Source organism: Myxococcaceae bacterium JPH2, from assembly GCA_016458225.1.
Taxonomy (GTDB): Bacteria; Myxococcota; Myxococcia; order Myxococcales; family Myxococcaceae; genus Citreicoccus.
On sequence record JAEMGR010000023.1, the window covers coordinates 190428 to 205836 of the forward strand.

Consider the following 15409-nt stretch of genomic DNA (forward strand, 5'->3'; position numbering starts at 1 on the left):
CGACCATGCCTGCGTCCTTCGCCCGCCCCTGGTGCCTCGTGGTCCTCCTGTCTCCTCTGCTCGCGTGTGGAATGGGCGCCAAGGCCCAGCGCCCCACGCCCGCGCCTCGCCCCGCCGCGACGCGCGAGTTCGAGAAGGAGATGGTGGCCGCGCACAACCAGGCCCGTGCCCGCGCGCGCCCCACGCCCAAGCCCGCGCTGCCCGCGCTCACCTGGTCCGAAGACGCGGCGCGCAAGGCCGAGTCCTGGGCGAAGGAGTGCCGCTTCGAGCACAACCCCAACCGGGGCGAGTTCGGCGAGAACCTCGCGGCCGCCACGCCGAACACGTGGACGACGCCGCAGGTGGTGAAGAGCTGGGCGGATGAGTCCGCGGACTTCGACCTGGCGCGCAACACGTGCACGCGGGGGAAGGTATGCGGCCACTACACGCAGGTGGTGTGGCGCAACACGAAGGCGGTGGGCTGCGCCACGCGGCTGTGCACCAAGAACTCGCCGTTCGGCAAGGACGCGCCCACGTGGCAGCTCTGGGTGTGTGACTACGCGCCGCCCGGCAACTGGGTGGGAGAGCGCCCCTACTGAGCGGGTCGCCTACCCCTTGAACATCTTGCGGAACAACCGCATGAAGGCGCCTTCCTCGGACGGCTGCTCCGCGGGGTTCTCCGGCGCGGGCGGGGGCGGCGTGTCCTCCTGCTTCTTGCCCGTCAGCTCGACCTTCAACTTCCGAGCGTCCGGGTCGACGGAGAAGATGCTGAACTCGTCCTCGCCATCCAACGCCCGAGCGAGCTTGTTCGCGCGCGACTCGTAATCCTTGCTGCTCATGGACACCTCCGACCCGCGCATGGAGCGTAACACGGGGTGTCTCGGGGTCGGCCGGAAGTAGGTCCGGTGTCCAGCAGCGCCCACACCGCACGGGCCCCTGTGCAGGGACGTGTGCGGACGCGGATAATCGCGACCATGCGCCATGTCCTCCCCCTCCGACACCTGCTGAGCCTGGGCCTCCTCGCGGTATCGCTGCTGTCCGGCTGTGACTCGGATGAACCCGTGGACCCGCCCGGCTCGCCCGGGACCGAGGAGGACGCGGGGACACCTCCGCACGCGGATCCGCAGTTCGTCCAGGACATGCTCACCACGCACAACGCCGTGCGCGCGGGCGCCACACCGCAGCCCTCGCCCGCGCTGCCCGCGCTCACCTGGGACACGGACGCGGAGACCACGGCCGCCAAATGGGCCGTGCAGTGCAAGTTCGAGCACAACGCGAACCGCGGCAACTACGGCGAGAACATCGCCGCCGCCACACCGGACCTGTGGCAGACGCCGGACGTGGTGACGAACTGGGCCTCGGAGTCCAAGGACTACACCCTGGCCACCAACAAGTGCGCCGACGGGAAGACCTGCGGCCACTACACCCAGATTGTCTGGCGCAACACCGCGCGGGTCGGCTGCGCCACGCAGAAGTGCACGACGAACTCGCCGTTCGGGAGCACGTTCCCCAACTGGCAGCTCTGGGTCTGTGACTACGCGCCGCCCGGCAACTACTCGGGACAGCGCCCCTACTGAGCCCTCGGCCCCACGCTCACGGCTTCAAGTTACGTTGGAAGAACAGGGACGTCTCCGCCCAGGCCGCCGAGGCGGCACGCGGGTCGTAGCGCGCGTCCGACGGGTTGGCGAAGGCGTGGCCCGCGTCGTACTCCAGGATGCGGCTCTGCACGCCCGCGTCCTCCAGCGCCTTCTCGAAGGCGCGCACCGTGTCCGGCGGGATGGAGGCATCCTTCGTCCCGAAGAGGGCGAGCAGCCGCGCGTGGATGCGCGAGAGCTGCTGGGCATCCGTCACCGGCGTGCCGTAGTACATGACCGCCGCGGTCAGCTCCGGCAGCGACATGGCCGCGGTGAGTGACCAACCGCCCCCGAAGCACCAACCGATGGTGCCCGTGCGCGGCGCCCGGATGCGCGGCTCCTTCTGGAGAAAGGCCTGCGCCGCCTGGAGCGTGGCCAGCGCGTGCTCGGGGTTCACGGCCTTGAGCAGCGACAGCGCCTCGTCCCGCGTGGTGGCCACCTTGCCGCCGTACAGGTCCACCGCGAGCGCCGCGTAGCCCTCCGCCGCGAGCCGGTCCGCCCAGTGCTGGACGTGCTCGTTCAGGCCCCACCACTCGTGGATGACGATGATGCCCGGCATGGGGCCGGAGACGCCCTCGGGGAGGCTCAGGTAGGCCTTGGTTCCGGCCAGCTCCACCTCCTGCCCCTTGCGCGCGGGCGCCGCGTCCGAGCGCAGCTGGTGCATGGCCTTGAACTGCTCCTCGGAGACCGCGCCCGTGGGGGATGGCGCGTTGGCCACCTCGTGCGGCCGGCCCGTGGCGCACGCGCTCCACAGCAGCACGACGCCCAACCACGACACGACACGGCTCCAGCGAGGCTTGGCTTGCATGCGGTGCCCTCCGGGGTGCGTCTGGAAATGAAAGAGGGCCGGGGAGGAATGACCCTCGCCCCGGCCCTCAGGCTGTCACTCTCGCGAAGGAGAGGACCGCGTGACTACTTCGTCGGCGTGGCCGTGCCCGCCTTCGGCGCCGGGGGCGCGGACGGCTTGCCCGGGACCGCCGGCTTGGCGCCGGGGACCATGTTCGCGTTCGGAACGACGCCCGGGGGCGGCTCCGGCGGCTTCACGATCTCGAGCAGCTCCACCTCGAACACCAGCGCGGAACCGCCGGGGATGTTCGGGGGCGCGCCGTTGTCGCCGTAGCCAATGTCAGACGGGCAGATGAGCTGGGCCTTGCCGCCCACCTTCATCTTCTGCACGCCCTCGGTCCAGCACTTGATGACGCCCTGGAGCGGGAACTGCGCGGGCTCGCCGCGCTTGTAGGAGCTGTCGAACTCCTTGCCGTCCGGGAGCGTGCCCTTGTAGTTCACCTTGACGATGTCCGAGGCCACGGGCGACGCGCCGGTGCCGGGCGTCAGCTCCTTGTAGATGAGGCCCGACTCGGTCTTCACCGCGCCGGTCTCCTTGGCCTTCTCCTCCAGGAACTTCGCCGACTTCTCCTTCTCGGCCTTCGCCTTGCGCTGACGGCGCTCACCCGCGAGCGCCTGGAGCTTGGGACCGTAGGTCTCCAGGTCCACCGCCGCGGTCTGGCCCGTCACCTGGGCGCTCATGCCCGCCTTGACGAACTCCAGCTCCTCCGGAGACATGTCGAACACGCCAACGCTGCGGCCGATGGACTGGCCGAGGGCGTAGAACGTCTTCTGCTCCTCCGTCTGAGGATTGGTGGCCGCGGCCGTCGTCGCGGTCGCCGCAGTGCCTTCCTTCTTCTGACCCTGAGGCTGGCAGGCCGCCAGACTCAGCATCGTCATCACCAGGTACGTCTTCCGCATGTCGTTGCCTTTCCTTTGGCGTGGCGCAGCGACGATTCCCCCCGCTGCGCGTGCCCGGGGCGCGACTTACTACACTCTGGTGAGACACGCATTCCCCGGCCTGTGCAAGGAGTGTCGCCGGGGAACACCGTCCGGTACCGAGCGTCTAGCGCCGCCGCCGGCTCCCGAAGGCGACATGGGCCAGCCAGAGCAACACCACCGCCCCCAGCACGGACCCCAGGAAGCCCGCGGGCTCGGGGTCCCGCCAGTTGTCTCCGTGCCACACCGAGCCGAGGAAGCCCCCCACGAACGCGCCCGCCACCCCCAGCGCCGTGGTCCCCAGACACCCCAGGCTCTGGTCTCCCGGCGTGAGCGCTCGGGCGACGAGCCCCGCGAAGAACCCAAAGACGAGCCAGCCGCACAGTCCCATGACGCGCCTCCGCGAAAGCGCGGAGTCTGGCGGAAAGTCCCCCGCGCCCGGAAGCACCGTCCGGCCTGAAGTGTCAGCGTGTCGGAATCAGACCTACCGCCCGGCCACGGTGGGGCCGGCCAGCTCAACCTGGAGTCCCCCGGGACCGGCGCGCGCCATCTCCATGCGCCAGCCATGGGCGCGAGCGACCTCGGAGGCGATGTGGAGGCCGATTCCCCTTCCGCCCGGTGCGCGGGTGCGGGCCTCGTTGCCTCGGAAGTAGCGCTCGGACAGGCGCGGCAGCTCCTCGTCGGGGATGCCGGGCCCGTCGTCCAGCACCCGCAGCAGGAAGCCCCCCTCGGTGGTGTCGAGCACGACGGCGGCGTGGCCCCCGGGGCGGTTGTGCCGCAGGGAGTTGGAGACGAGGTTGCTCACGGCCTGCTCCACCAGCGTGACGTCCGCGTCCACCCACGTGGCGGCCTCGGGGGTAGCGCCCTCCAGGGACAGCCCGCCCTGCGCGGCCACGGGGCGGTGGCGGGCCACGCAGCGGCGGACCACCTCGTTGAGGTCCACCGGAGCGCGGTGCAGCGAGGGCTCTCCGGCCTCCAGTCGCGCGGCGGTCGCGAGGTTCTGCACCAGCGAGCCCAGGTAGTGCACCTCGTCCACCGCCGAGGCCACGCGCTCGCGGTCCACCGGAGCCCCGCGCGCCGCGTCCTCGCGCAGCGCCGCGAGGTGCCCCTGCAGCACCGTCAGCGGGATGTTCACGTCGTGCGTGGTGTTCTCCAAGAAACCACGCAGCGCGCGCTCGCGGCGGTCCCGCTGGGCCAGGTGCGAGCGAATCTCCCGCGCGGCTTCGTCAAAGGCACGCGCCAGCTCGCTCACCTCGTCGCCGCCGCGCACGTCTACTTCGCCTTCGTAGCCGGAGGATGAGAGCGCACGGGCGCTGGCGGTCAGTCGCCGGAGCCGACGCACCACGGGGCCCAGGGACACGAGCAGCGCGAGCACGGTCACCAGCACGGTCAGGAGCGCGGGCCCCGTGGGCGGCAGGAAGTCTCGCCCCTGCGGAGGGGGGACGCGCTGCGCCAGCACCACCGCGCACGGGCCCGTGCTCCAAGGCATCCGTACCGCCACGCGCTGCACGGTGTCCGTGCCCCATGGAACCGGTCGGTTCGCCGTGCTGCCCGTGGCGGACAGCTCCGCGCCCGTGAGCGCAGGCGCGTCTGGGTTTCGTGAATGGAGCGAGGAATCGTAGGCGTAGAGCTGAGTGCCAGGAGGCAGTCCCTCCACGAAGACGCCGGGAGCGAAACCTGGGCCGTGCGAAGGCCGAGGCCCCTGCGGCTCTCGTGGCCCGGGCTTGGAGGGAGGTGAGATCGACTCTGCTGCCCCGGCAGGCTCGCGCGGTCCTCGGGGCTCGGACGTGTTGTCGCGTGGACCTCGTGACTCGGGCGCGTCGCCGGGTGACTCCCACGGCATGCCGTGCGGAGGCGGGCCCTGTCGCTCGGGCGGGGGCGCTCCATTCTCGCGACGGGGAGGGAAACGGGTGGGCGGGGCCATCCGCCCCAGAGTCCACGTGGAGGGATTCTCCTCGCAGCTCGCGCGCCCCCCCTCTTGCATCCGCGCGAGCACGCTGTCTGAAAGGGATTGCGCGCGCGCGTACTCGGCGGTGAGCCAGTGCCCCCAGGAGATGGCGGCGAGCAGCGGAACCGTCAGCGCCAGCGCCGTGACGACGAGCCTCGGCCGCAGCTTCACGTGTCGCTCCCGGGCACCGCGAAGCGATAGCCAATGCCCCACACCGTCTCGATGAGCCCCTCGTGACCCAGCTTCTTGCGCAGGCGCGAGACATGGACATCCAAGGTGCGCTCCGTGCCCTCACGCTCCGGGTCCAATGCATGCTCAACCAACCAACGTCGGCTCACCGCCGAACCCGCGCGCCGGGCGAGTGCCGCCAGCAGCTCGAACTCGACGCGCGTCAGCTCCACCGGCACATCGTCCACTTCCACGGTGCGCGATACCGGATCCAAGCGCACCGGCCCCACGCGCACGTGCTCGCCCTCGCGCTGGAGCATGGGCCGCCGCAGCCGAGCACGCACGCGCTCGATGAGTTCGTCGGGCCAGAAGGGCTTGGTGAGGTAGTCATCCGCGCCCAGCCGCAGCGCGCGCACCCGGTCTCCCGCATCCGCGCGAGCGCTGAGGATGAGCACGGGCACATCCGAGCCGGCCCGCAAATCCTTCAGCAGATCCAACCCGTAGGTGCCCGGCAGCATGAGGTCCAGGATGACCAGCTCCCAGGGCGCGGACTCGCCCATGGGCCAGCGGCGTCCCTCGCGCCACCACTCGGTCTGGAAGCCAGCGCGGTGCAGGTGGTCCACCACCTGCGCACCGAGCTGGGCATCGTCCTCCACCACGAGAATGGGTCGGCTGCTCACGAGGGACTCCCGGCCATGGAGACAGTGTGCCCGCCAGGTCCGAAGTAAACCTGAAGCGCGCATCCAGGCGGGCCGCCCCTCGTCGGGCGGGCCTCGGGCTACACGACCCGCAGCTTCCAGCGTCCTCGCGGATTCGATTCCCGTGCCCTACCGCAATGTTCTCATTGAGTCCCTCGAGTCCCTCCGACGCGGCCCTATTGGAGTTGTGGGACGCCCCACCTGCTCACTCCTCAACAACCGGTGCCAGCCAGGAGCGCCTGTCAGCTCTGTCTGGTATCGCCAGCGCATGTGCCACCGATGCGCTTCCGCGCGAGGGGCCGCGCCAGGAGGGCTTCGCATGATGCCTCGAGGGTCGACTCTCCTCCTGCTCGTCATTCTGACTGGGTGCAGTAGCGCGACAAGAGCCGTGCGTCTCGACGCAGGCCTGGGCAAACCCATCCCCTTCGCTCCACGCTCGGACAGAGGGCCCGCGAAACTGGATGCAGACGACTTCAAGGAAGCCATTGTGAAGTTGGGCCGAGACGTGCGCGGATCCGCGCAGCCTCTCTCAGACGCTCGGCGACTGTTCGGGTCCCGGCTGAATGATGAGTACACAGGCGCACGAGGACACATCGGTCTCGTATCGGTTGGCTCAGGCCAGGACACATACCGCGCTCATCTCCCATCGACTGCGGCATGGAGGCCGGAAACGGATTCAGAACTCACGCGCGCCTATGGCCGCTGGTGCGAGCGAACTCAGCACATCCGAGACTGCCTGCATCTGCTGGAAGACGGCCCCACGCTTGGCGACGAGGCCAAGCGTACGCTGGCCCTCCAGTTTGCCCTGGGCTCAGTCATGGATGAGCCCCAAGAGGCGCTGGGAAAGATGATGGACCCGGTCGCGGTGCGGAACTCCCTCATCACGGCCATGTCTGTATACCTCGGCCTCTGGTTGCTGCCCGAGCCGGTGAGCAAAGGCGTGGCTGCGACCCTGACCGCCTGCCTCATCGCCTATCTCGGGATAGACACCGTTTGGAATTTGCTCGCAGGGTGGCGACAGCTTGCCGTGAAGCCCTCACGAAGATCCTCGCCGTGTTGGCACGCGAGATCTCCAAACAGGGCACCAGGATCAACCGGCTGGTGACTGGGACCGAATGACGGAAGGATGGCCTCATGCCGAAACGGTTCTTCAAGTTGACCGATGATGTGTACCGCTCCGGCCGGTGGGAGTTGGGGCACCCTCTCGATCAGGAAGGCCGCAAGCTCGAGGACCCGTGGCAATTCAGAATCGGGCAGCAGGCGCCATCGAACGAGCGCATCAGGCTCCCTATCAAGCTCGCCGGCACACCGCTCGACTACTCCCACGCAGCCTTCAGCATCCCCGTCGTCCACGCACGTGTCGCCGACCTCTTCACCGAGTTGGCACCCGGGGATGTGCAGCTCATTCCGGTGGAGCTCGACGCCCAACCCACCCAGCACTTCATCCTCAACGCGACCCGACTCGTGAAGTGCATTGACGATCCCGCGAGCGAGGAGGTGCGTTACCAAGCGTAAGGCTCAACTGGTTCTGGCGCTCACGTGCATTGACGATCCCGCGAGCGAGGAGGTGCGTTACTGGACCCCGGAGGACGGAATGCCCGAGAAGGTGGGGACGTACTCGTCGGTGTCCGGGATGCGCATCGACCCGGCGAAGGCGGAAGGCGCCACGGTCTTCCGCCCCTGGGGTTGGACCGTGGCCTTGATCGTATCCGAGGAGGTCAAGGTGGCGCTGGAGCACGCTGGCATCACCGGCGCGAAGTTCACGGAGGTCACCGGCCCGGGTCCAGCCCATCCCTGCTGACCCGAGCCGTCCTCCAGCGAAAACGAGTCGCCCCGAGGCGCTACACGACCCGCAGCTTCCAGCGTCCTCGGCGGAAGAGGATGACGCTCGCCGCCGCCATGAAGGCGAAGGACACGGACACGGCGATGAATACGCCCTCCGGTCCCAGCCCCACCGGCCGAGACAGCACCCAGGCGAGCGGCAGCTCGAGCAGCCAGAACCCAAACACGTTGATGAGCGTGGGCGTCAGGGTGTCACCCGCCCCGTCGAACGCAGTCGTGAGCACCATGCCGAAGCCCCAGCAGAGGAAGAACAGGCTGAAGATTCGGATGGCAATCACCCCCTGCTTCACCACCTCCGGCTCCTGCGAGAAGAAGTGGAGGATCGGCGTGGCAAAGACGAAGAAGAGCAGCCCCAACGAGCCGAGGAACACCGTGTTGTACCGCCCCGCCATCCACACCGCGCGCTCGCCCCGCTCGGGCTGACGCGCGCCCAGGCTCTGCCCCACCAGCGTGGAGGCCGCGTTCGCCAGTCCATACGCCGGGAGCATGGCGAACATCACCAACCGGATGGCGATGGTGTAGCCCGCCAGCGCCGTGCTGCCAAAGCCAGACACAAGCCGAATCAACACCACCCAGCTCGACATGTTGACCAGGTTCTGGAACGCCGCCGCGCCCGACAACCGCAGCATCGACGTGACGGTCTCCCACTCCAGCCGCAGGTGCTCGCGCCGCAGCTTGAGCCGCCCGTCGCCCCGCACCAATCTCCACAGCTGGTACAGCACGCCCATGCCTCGGCCAATCGTCGTGGCCCAGGCCGCGCCCACCACGCCCATGGCCGGAAAGGGCCCCACGCCGAAGATGAGACACGGCGCCAACAGGATGTTCACGCCGTTGGCCAACCACAGCACCCGCATGGCGATGGCCGCGTCGCCGGCGCCTCGGAAGATGGCGTTGAAGAGGAAGAGCAGCAGGATGCTCACCACGCCGCCCAGCATCACCTGGGTGTAGGGCACGCCGTGCTCCAACACCCACGGCGAAGCACCCAGCGCCTGCATCATCGGGCGCGCGAACATGACGCCCGCCACCGCCAACACCACCGCCAGCACCACGCCCAACCCCATGGCCTGCACGGCGGTGCGCGCGGCCCGGTCCCAGTTCTTCTCGCCCACCCGCCGCGCCACCATCGCCGTGGCGCCGATGCTCAACCCCATCGCACCCGCGTAGACCAGGGTAAGCAGTGACTCGGTGAGCCCCACCGTCGCCACGGCGTCCGCCCCGAGCCGGCCGACGAAGAAGACGTCGACCACGGCGAACACCGACTCCATCACCATCTCCAGCACCATGGGCACGGCCAGGAGGAAGATGGCGCGCTTCAAGGGGAGCTGGGTCAGGTCCAGGTGGGTGCCGCGCAGGGCCTCCCGCACCAGGGCGACGAAGCCCTCGGGCGCTTGCCTCGGTGAGTGCACGGGCACGTCGGTCGTCCCGTTCACCGGGGTTGTGTCTTCCATGAGGACTGCCTCCCTGAGCCTTCCTACAGGAAGGCGAAACGGCGTCCAGCGACGAGCACTTCCCCCTGGGCTGACGCGCGCGCGACGAGGTCCAAGGAGGGGCCTGCCTGGCAGGCCGTCCAGGGGATTCCCCGCAGGCGAGGGCACCCGCAGTCGTCACGTGGACAGAGATACTGCGCCGGGGGGTGGCGCCTCAGTCAGAGCGGCGGGTGTAGCTTGCCTGCACGATGAGCGCCCCACTTCCCGCCCCCGCCCCCTTGCCCGCCGCGGGGGCCCACCACCTCACCCTCGCCTCGTCCGCGCGCCTGCTCGGCACCGTGCACGTGGGCCCGGGCGCCGTCATCGCGCAGGGGGCCGTGGTGCGCTCCCATGGGGGCGCCGTGCAGCTGGGCGCGGGCTCGTCGCTGCTCGAGAACGCGGTGATGGTGGGCACGCCAGAGCGGCCCGTCACCGTGGGCGAGAAGGTCGTCATCGGACACCGCAGCCTCGTCATCGGCGCGCGCGTGGGCCATCTGTGCGAGGTGGGCCACGGCTCCGTGCTGCTGCCCGGCGCCTCGCTGGGCGATCGCTGCTTCCTCGGTGAAGGCACGGTCATCCCGCCCGGCATGTCCGTCCCGGACCAGTCCGTGGTGGTGGGAAGACCGGGCCGCATCATCCGCCGCGCCAACCCCGAGGACCTGCTCCGCGTGGAACGGCAGCGTGAGGGAGGCCTGAGCCTCACCTATCAGCCACTCACCGCCTTCTCCGCGAGAGACCGTGTCGAGGATGCACCCATGGGACAGTTGTATGCCTTTCAAGACAAGCACCCCTTCATCCATCCCACCGCCACGCTCTTCTCTTCCGCGGAGGTGATGGGGGACGTCGTCATCGGCGCGGGGGCCATCATTGGCGCGGGCGTGAAGATTCTCGGCGATGCGCACGGGCCGGTGCGGATTGGCGCGCGGGTGCAGATTCTGGAGAACACGGTGCTGCACCTGCTGCCGGACACGATGCTCGCGCTGGAGGACGGCGTCATCATCGGGCCGGGGTGCATGCTCCATGGCTGCCACATCGGCGCGGGCTCGGTCATCGAGCCGGGCGCCATCCTCTGCGACGGCTCGCGCCTGGGCCGGGGCTGCCACGTGGGCGCGGGCGCCCTGGTGAAGCAGCGCTCCGTCTTCCCGGACGGCGCGCTCCTGGAGGGCTTCCCCGCCACGCAGGTGGGCACGCGTGCCTCGCCGCCCGAGCTGCCGCGCTGGGCCCTGCGCCCCGAGGACCTCCCCAGCCTGCGGCGCATGGGCTGACGCGCGAGGCCGCCACCGCCAGTGCTAGAACCGTGGGATGGGTCACCCCACGGTCGAGAACGAGACGCCCTTCGTCTGCGAGTTCATGGGCTGCGCCGACGAAGAGGGCCGGCCGCTCCTGCTGCTGCTCATCAAGGCGACGTACCTGCTGAGCGAGGGCCGCCTGATGCTCGCCGCGAAGCAAGAGCCGGTGAAGTGGGCGGGAGAGCCCTGGGGCAAGCCCGGCGAGTCCAGCGACAAGTACGAGCCCGAGTGCGCCTTCTTCAAGCCCGCCACGGACGTGGTCCTCATCGGCCATGGCTACACCCAGAAGAAGGGCGACACCGAGACCCTGGTGGCCGTGCAGGTGGGGCCCGTGAAGAAGGCCCTGCGCGTCGTGGGCGAGCGGACCTGGTTCCGCAGCCTGGGGCGCGTGGGCATGACGCAGCCCCTCCCCTTCGAGAAGCTCCCGCTGACGTGGGAGCGCGCCTTCGGCGGCTGGGACAAGAGCGACGCGGACGCGAAGAAGCACGGCTTCGAGCCCCGCAACCCCGTGGGCGTGGGCTTCCGCGCCAGCCCGCGGAACTTCGAGGAAGGGCTGATGCTGCCCAACCTGGAGGATCCCGCGCAGCCCCTGCGCGAGTTCGGCCAGCGCGTGACGCCGATGGGCGTGGGCTTCACCTCGCCGCACTGGCAGCCTCGGGCCGCGCTCGCGGGCACGTATGACAAGGCCTGGGAAACCAGCCGCAAGCCCTTGCTGCCCACCGACTTCGACCGGCGCTTCTTCAACGCGGGCGCGCCGGGGCTCGTGGCGCCGGGCTACCTGCGCGGCGACGAGGCCGTCATGCTGGTGAATGCCACACCGCAAGGTCGCCTCGGCTTCTCCCTCCCCGCGCAGGCGACTCCCGTCATCACGGTGGAGCAGACGGGCGCGGAGGACGCACAGCCCGACGTCCGACTCGACACGGTCATCCTGGAGCCGGACGAGAAGCGCGTGGTGCTCCTGTGGCGGGCGCATCTGGCTTTGGAGGATGGCTTTCACTCCATCCGCACGATGCGCATCACGGCCCAGGGCGTCTCACGCCCTCCCGAGTCGAGTTCCAGCGCGGCGTGAAGAAGTGTCCGATAGTGATTGACGCGTGATTGCCCTTTCGGGCGGGGGAATGGGCAGACATCCATTTCGAGGATAATCTGGATTCCTGCCAAGGAGTCACCCATGCCCCTCCCAGCGCGCGCTCCCTCACTGGAGCACGAGCGGGCTCGAGACGTCAGGGATTGGCGGTCAGCGGTTGCCCCATTGAATGCCCTGGTCCTCCACCTGCGCTACGAGCTGGACTTGCGGAGCGAAGCCCTGCAAGTCCCCGCGAACGACGCCGCCCACATCCGGCTGCTTCACGAAGTCTCATTGCATGAGCAGATGTTAGCCATCGCCTTGCTGCGCACGGAGACGGACACGCGCGGCTTCTTCGCCCACCTGACGCGTTCGGCGGAGGCGCGGCGCCAGCTCTTGATGACGGCCCGCGAGGGCGGTCGTGGGGGGCGCTTCACGGGCACCAGCCACCTTCAGCCCTTCTGCGATGCGCTGGCCTCGGGACACGACTCGCTCGCGCGCGAGCTGGCCCGCCTGTCCTCGCGGGTCTGGCTCCAGGAGGAGGAGTACGAGGAGGACTTCCTCTACGCCCACTTCCTCCACCAGCTCGTCCTGGAGGCCCCCCCCTCCACCGCGGCGCTCGAGGCCCTGCTCGACCGCTGGGGTCGCCTGGAGTCCGCCCCCGACGCGCGCCTCGCCGTGTGCCACGCGCTGGTGAGACAGGACGCCGAGTCCTTCGATGCCGCGCTGGAGGCACGCGGGCGCGAGCACGAGGCCCACTGCGACGAGCTGGCCGCCCTGCGCCTGGCGCCCTCCGCCGAGGCGCGGACCCTTCGCCTGGTGTTCGTCGAGGGGCTCGCCCTCCTGCGCCTCGCCACCGCGCGGGGCATCCCGACCCGGAGCGAGTACCGGCTGATGCCCGCGCTCGCGCGCGTGGGCGGCTGAGCCATGCGCCCCCCGCTCACAGCTCCGACGAGGCGCCTGCGCCCTCCTCGTCGCCGTGCAGGAGCCAGTACCGCGCGGCGGACTCCTGCCAGAAGCGACGAAGAATCTTGTCCGTCCCGCTCTCGTGCGCGATGCGGTTGAGCTGGAGCGCCACAATCTGGCTCTCCACCAGCTCCGCCACCCGCTTCACCCCGGAGCGGATTCCGTACTCCTGCACGCGGCGAATCATGTCCGCCGCCTCCGGCGACGCGGGCTTGAACGTGCGCACGTCCGCCTTGATCTTGATTTCACGCCCCATGAGCGAGTCGGTCGCCACCTTCAGCTCCAGGACGAACCGCTGCATCTCATCCACCCGCACGTACCCATCGAGAACGAAGTCCACGATGGCGTGCTGCCCGTCCACTTCGACCTGAAACATCGCGGCTCTCCTTTCAGTCTGGATTTTACGGTTTTGCAGGCATAACCGACTCAGGATAAAGGATGAGGTCGTCCCCGGATAGGCGGCCGAGGGGAGGTGCGAGCGTTCACGAATCCACGGCGAGCCGCTCCATGAGCAATGTCAGACATCGCGCCGCCGTGGCGCGTCGCACCGCGCGGCGGTCTCCCGGGAACATGTGGCGCTCCACCTCGGGCTCGGCGCCCCGGCGCGCGAGGGCCAGGTAGACGAGCCCCACCGGCTTGGCCTCCGTTCCCCCCGTGGGCCCGGCGATGCCCGTCTCCGCGAGCGCCCAGTCCGCGCGCGAGCGCTCCAGCACGCCCAGCACCATGCCGCGCGCGGCCTCCGCGCTCACCGAGCCATGGGCCTGGAGCAACGCCAGGGACATCCCGAGCTGCTCCACCTTCGACTCGTGCGAGTAGGGCACGAAGCCGCGCTCCAGCACGGCGGAGGCGCCGGGCACGTCCGTGAGGTGCGCGGCGATGAGCCCCCCGGTGCATGCCTCGGCCAGCGCCAGCCGCGCGCCCACGTCCCGGCAGCGGGCGACCACGCGGCGCGCCAGCGCGTCCAGCCCGGTCTCGTCCGTCATCCCAGGCCTCCTCGCGGCGTGGCGCACAGCACCGCCACCACGGACTCGTCGCGGTAGGTGATGCCCACGACCCCGGGCTCCGGCCGCAGCTTCACGGCGGGGTGCACGCCCTCGGGCCGCAGGCGCTCCAGGCCCTTCAGGGGCGCGAAGCCCGCGCGGCGCAGTCGCTCCCACCAGGCCCCCGCCGTCTCATGGCGCTCGCAGCGCTCCGGGTCATCCACGGTCCCCACGATGTCGTCCACCTCCCGCCCGAAGAATCGCTTGATGGCGGCCCGCTCGTCTCGGGGCACATCCAGCGAATCCAACAGGTGGAAGACGGTCGTGAAGTGTCTCCACGCGTTGAAGAAGCGCTCGCGCGGGGGGACGCGGTGGTGGTCCACGTTGGGCTCGCACATCACCAGGCCTTGCGGCCCCAGGCCGTGCAGCCGCCGCAGCACCCGGTCTCGCGCCTCGCCCGCGCGCTGGGTCGTCTCCGCGATGTGGTGCATCGCGAACGCGGCGTTCACCACCAAGGGCCGAGGCACCGCGCGCAGCTCCGCCCACGTCGCGTCATCCACCGCCTCGACGGGGCGCTCCATCGGCACGAAGCGCACCGAGGCGCCCACTTCCGCCGCCACCTCGGCCACGGCCGCGCCCGCCTGGCCGAGGCTCACCCCGCTCGGCTCCACGCCCACCACGGTCAGCCGGCGCGGCAGGGCGCCCTCGCGCGCCAGCAGGCGCAAGAGCGTGCGCATCTGCCGCCCCTGCCCGATGCCCACGTCCAGCAACGTGGCGGAGTCGTGGCCCCGCAGGAAGCCCGCGAGCACCGTGTTCGCCACCGCGTCCGCCGCCGACGCCAGCGGCATGTGCGTGACGAGCATGCGGAACAGGTCGATCTGCCGCGTCATGCCCGCGCTCGAGTCCGGGCGCAGGTAGGGGTTGAACACGCCCTCGCCGCCGACGAGCCGCTTGGACAGCGCCGTGGCGAACAGCACGTAGTGCAGGTCCTCCGGCTCCGCCGCCACATCCAGCCGCGTGTACAGCAGCGCCAGGGCCTCGGCCGCCTCCGCCTGACGTCCGGCCAGGATGTGCTCCAGGCCCTGGATGAGCAGCGCGTACTTGGGCGAGCGCATGGAGCGTCCTCCTTCTTCACGCCGACACGCGCGGGCTGGGTCGCGTTTCATCCGGCGTGGAAAAGGGTAGGGACACCACCCCATAAACCTCCAGTCCGACAGGACTTGGGGGCAGTCCCCCCGTGTCGTGGCGCACACGTTCCGAGGGCAGGAGGTGGAAAGGACGTCGGTCCGTGGACGAAAGGGAGGGGCGCGCGGCCCTCTGGACAAGAATCGTGGGGAGCGAGTGACACCGCGAGGCGCCCGCGGTGTTGGAGCAAAATCGTGTCCACCCCCCGACTGCTGCTGCCCTTCGCCCTGTTGAGCCTTGCCGCTGGCTGCGAGCGAAATCCCGAGGACCCCATCTTCGCCTACGGCCGCGTGCTGAACGCGGATGGCGCTGGCCACAAAATCGAAGCGCTCGCCGTGGACCGCACGCCGCACAGGTTCGACATCCCCACGGGCTCCTGGCAGGTGGACTTCAAGCCCTTCGCGTCCGTCTCCGCGAACGACGC

General features: G+C 69.9%; 16 protein-coding genes and 1 pseudogene. 7 read left to right on the forward strand and 10 right to left on the reverse strand.

Annotation, left to right across the window (positions count from 1 at the left end):
• Window positions 1-5 precede the first annotated feature (5 nt).
• Window positions 6-578: a hypothetical protein gene (locus JGU66_28440; GenBank protein ID MBJ6764716.1), complete on the forward strand. Its 573-nt coding sequence runs from the start codon at window positions 6-8 to the stop codon at window positions 576-578.
• Window positions 579-587: 9 nt separating this feature from the next.
• Here the strand turns inward: JGU66_28440 and JGU66_28445 are convergent, their stop codons facing one another.
• On the reverse strand, window positions 588-818 hold the full coding sequence (locus tag JGU66_28445) for a hypothetical protein (protein ID MBJ6764717.1): 231 nt from the start codon (window positions 816-818) through the stop codon (window positions 588-590).
• 135 nt (window positions 819-953) lie between these two features.
• Here JGU66_28445 and JGU66_28450 point away from each other — a divergent pair, with 135 nt between their 5' ends.
• On the forward strand, window positions 954-1556 hold the full coding sequence (locus JGU66_28450) for a hypothetical protein (protein ID MBJ6764718.1): 603 nt from the start codon (window positions 954-956) through the stop codon (window positions 1554-1556).
• A 16-nt stretch (window positions 1557-1572) separates the two neighbouring features.
• On the opposite strand, the gene JGU66_28455 is transcribed toward JGU66_28450, so the two are convergent.
• The 5 genes from JGU66_28455 to JGU66_28475 all read right to left on the reverse strand — a co-directional run bounded on the left by JGU66_28455 (window position 1573) and on the right by JGU66_28475 (window position 6236).
• Entirely contained in the window at window positions 1573-2421 is an 849-nt protein-coding gene (locus tag JGU66_28455; protein ID MBJ6764719.1) for a dienelactone hydrolase family protein, read from the reverse strand.
• A 104-nt stretch (window positions 2422-2525) separates the two neighbouring features.
• Window positions 2526-3359, reverse strand: coding sequence for an FKBP-type peptidyl-prolyl cis-trans isomerase (locus JGU66_28460; protein ID MBJ6764720.1), 834 nt, complete (start codon window positions 3357-3359; stop codon window positions 2526-2528).
• A gap of 145 nt (window positions 3360-3504) precedes the next feature.
• Window positions 3505-3768: a GlsB/YeaQ/YmgE family stress response membrane protein gene (locus JGU66_28465; GenBank protein ID MBJ6764721.1), complete on the reverse strand. Its 264-nt coding sequence runs from the start codon at window positions 3766-3768 to the stop codon at window positions 3505-3507.
• A 93-nt stretch (window positions 3769-3861) separates the two neighbouring features.
• Window positions 3862-5490 carry a HAMP domain-containing protein gene (locus JGU66_28470; GenBank protein ID MBJ6764722.1) on the reverse strand — a complete coding sequence of 543 codons (1629 nt, stop codon included), beginning with the start codon at window positions 5488-5490 and terminating at the stop codon, window positions 3862-3864.
• Window positions 5491-5492: 2 nt separating this feature from the next.
• On the reverse strand, window positions 5493-6236 hold the full coding sequence (locus tag JGU66_28475; GenBank protein MBJ6764723.1) for a response regulator transcription factor: 744 nt from the start codon (window positions 6234-6236) through the stop codon (window positions 5493-5495).
• 1089 nt (window positions 6237-7325) lie between these two features.
• On the opposite strand from JGU66_28475, the pseudogene JGU66_28480 reads away from it, so the two are divergent.
• Window positions 7326-7992 (forward strand): annotated as a pseudogene (locus JGU66_28480) (hypothetical protein).
• Window positions 7993-8032: 40 nt separating this feature from the next.
• Here the strand turns inward: JGU66_28480 and JGU66_28485 are convergent.
• The gene (locus tag JGU66_28485; protein MBJ6764724.1) at window positions 8033-9481 is read right to left on the reverse strand and encodes an MATE family efflux transporter; all 1449 of its coding nucleotides are present in this window, start codon (window positions 9479-9481) and stop codon (window positions 8033-8035) included.
• Window positions 9482-9708: 227 nt separating this feature from the next.
• Between JGU66_28485 and JGU66_28490 the strand changes: the two genes are divergently transcribed.
• From JGU66_28490 to JGU66_28500, 3 genes are all read left to right on the forward strand, one after another.
• Window positions 9709-10764 (forward strand): UDP-3-O-(3-hydroxymyristoyl) glucosamine N-acyltransferase, encoded by a 1056-nt coding sequence (locus JGU66_28490; GenBank protein MBJ6764725.1) that lies wholly within the window; start codon window positions 9709-9711, stop codon window positions 10762-10764.
• A 37-nt stretch (window positions 10765-10801) separates the two neighbouring features.
• Window positions 10802-11857, forward strand: a complete 1056-nt coding sequence (locus tag JGU66_28495) for a DUF2169 domain-containing protein (GenBank protein ID MBJ6764726.1) — start codon at window positions 10802-10804, stop codon at window positions 11855-11857.
• A gap of 183 nt (window positions 11858-12040) precedes the next feature.
• Complete coding sequence (locus JGU66_28500) at window positions 12041-12778, forward strand: immunity 49 family protein (GenBank protein MBJ6764727.1); 738 nt, start codon at window positions 12041-12043, stop codon at window positions 12776-12778.
• Window positions 12779-12794: 16 nt separating this feature from the next.
• On the opposite strand, the gene JGU66_28505 is transcribed toward JGU66_28500, so the two are convergent.
• The 3 genes from JGU66_28505 to JGU66_28515 form a co-directional block, all read right to left on the reverse strand.
• Complete coding sequence (locus tag JGU66_28505) at window positions 12795-13196, reverse strand: hypothetical protein (GenBank protein MBJ6764728.1); 402 nt, start codon at window positions 13194-13196, stop codon at window positions 12795-12797.
• 106 nt (window positions 13197-13302) lie between these two features.
• Window positions 13303-13803, reverse strand: a complete 501-nt coding sequence (locus JGU66_28510) for a CinA family protein (GenBank protein MBJ6764729.1) — start codon at window positions 13801-13803, stop codon at window positions 13303-13305.
• Complete coding sequence (locus tag JGU66_28515) at window positions 13800-14915, reverse strand: GAI protein2C (GenBank protein ID MBJ6764730.1); 1116 nt, start codon at window positions 14913-14915, stop codon at window positions 13800-13802. The genes JGU66_28510 and JGU66_28515 overlap by 4 nt, the downstream gene beginning before the upstream one ends.
• Before the next feature lie 264 nt (window positions 14916-15179).
• Here JGU66_28515 and JGU66_28520 point away from each other — a divergent pair.
• A partial coding sequence (locus tag JGU66_28520; GenBank protein MBJ6764731.1) for a hypothetical protein occupies window positions 15180-15409 on the forward strand: 230 nt, incomplete at its 3' end.

Bases quoted from the DNA above. Each gene is read 5' to 3' on its own strand.
- JGU66_28440 (MBJ6764716.1), top strand. From the start codon at position 6: ATGCCTGCGTCCTTCGCCCGCCCCTGGTGCCTCGTGGTCCTCCTGTCT.
- JGU66_28445 (MBJ6764717.1), bottom strand. From the start codon at position 818: ATGAGCAGCAAGGATTACGAGTCGCGCGCGAACAAGCTCGCTCGGGCG.
- JGU66_28450 (MBJ6764718.1), top strand. From the start codon at position 954: ATGCGCCATGTCCTCCCCCTCCGACACCTGCTGAGCCTGGGCCTCCTC.
- JGU66_28455 (MBJ6764719.1), bottom strand. From the start codon at position 2,421: ATGCAAGCCAAGCCTCGCTGGAGCCGTGTCGTGTCGTGGTTGGGCGTC.
- JGU66_28460 (MBJ6764720.1), bottom strand. From the start codon at position 3,359: ATGCGGAAGACGTACCTGGTGATGACGATGCTGAGTCTGGCGGCCTGC.
- JGU66_28465 (MBJ6764721.1), bottom strand. From the start codon at position 3,768: ATGGGACTGTGCGGCTGGCTCGTCTTTGGGTTCTTCGCGGGGCTCGTC.
- JGU66_28475 (MBJ6764723.1), bottom strand. From the start codon at position 6,236: ATGCGCGCTTCAGGTTTACTTCGGACCTGGCGGGCACACTGTCTCCAT.
- JGU66_28485 (MBJ6764724.1), bottom strand. From the start codon at position 9,481: ATGGAAGACACAACCCCGGTGAACGGGACGACCGACGTGCCCGTGCAC.
- JGU66_28490 (MBJ6764725.1), top strand. From the start codon at position 9,709: ATGAGCGCCCCACTTCCCGCCCCCGCCCCCTTGCCCGCCGCGGGGGCC.
- JGU66_28495 (MBJ6764726.1), top strand. From the start codon at position 10,802: ATGGGTCACCCCACGGTCGAGAACGAGACGCCCTTCGTCTGCGAGTTC.
- JGU66_28505 (MBJ6764728.1), bottom strand. From the start codon at position 13,196: ATGTTTCAGGTCGAAGTGGACGGGCAGCACGCCATCGTGGACTTCGTT.
- JGU66_28510 (MBJ6764729.1), bottom strand. From the start codon at position 13,803: ATGACGGACGAGACCGGGCTGGACGCGCTGGCGCGCCGCGTGGTCGCC.
- JGU66_28515 (MBJ6764730.1), bottom strand. From the start codon at position 14,915: ATGCGCTCGCCCAAGTACGCGCTGCTCATCCAGGGCCTGGAGCACATC.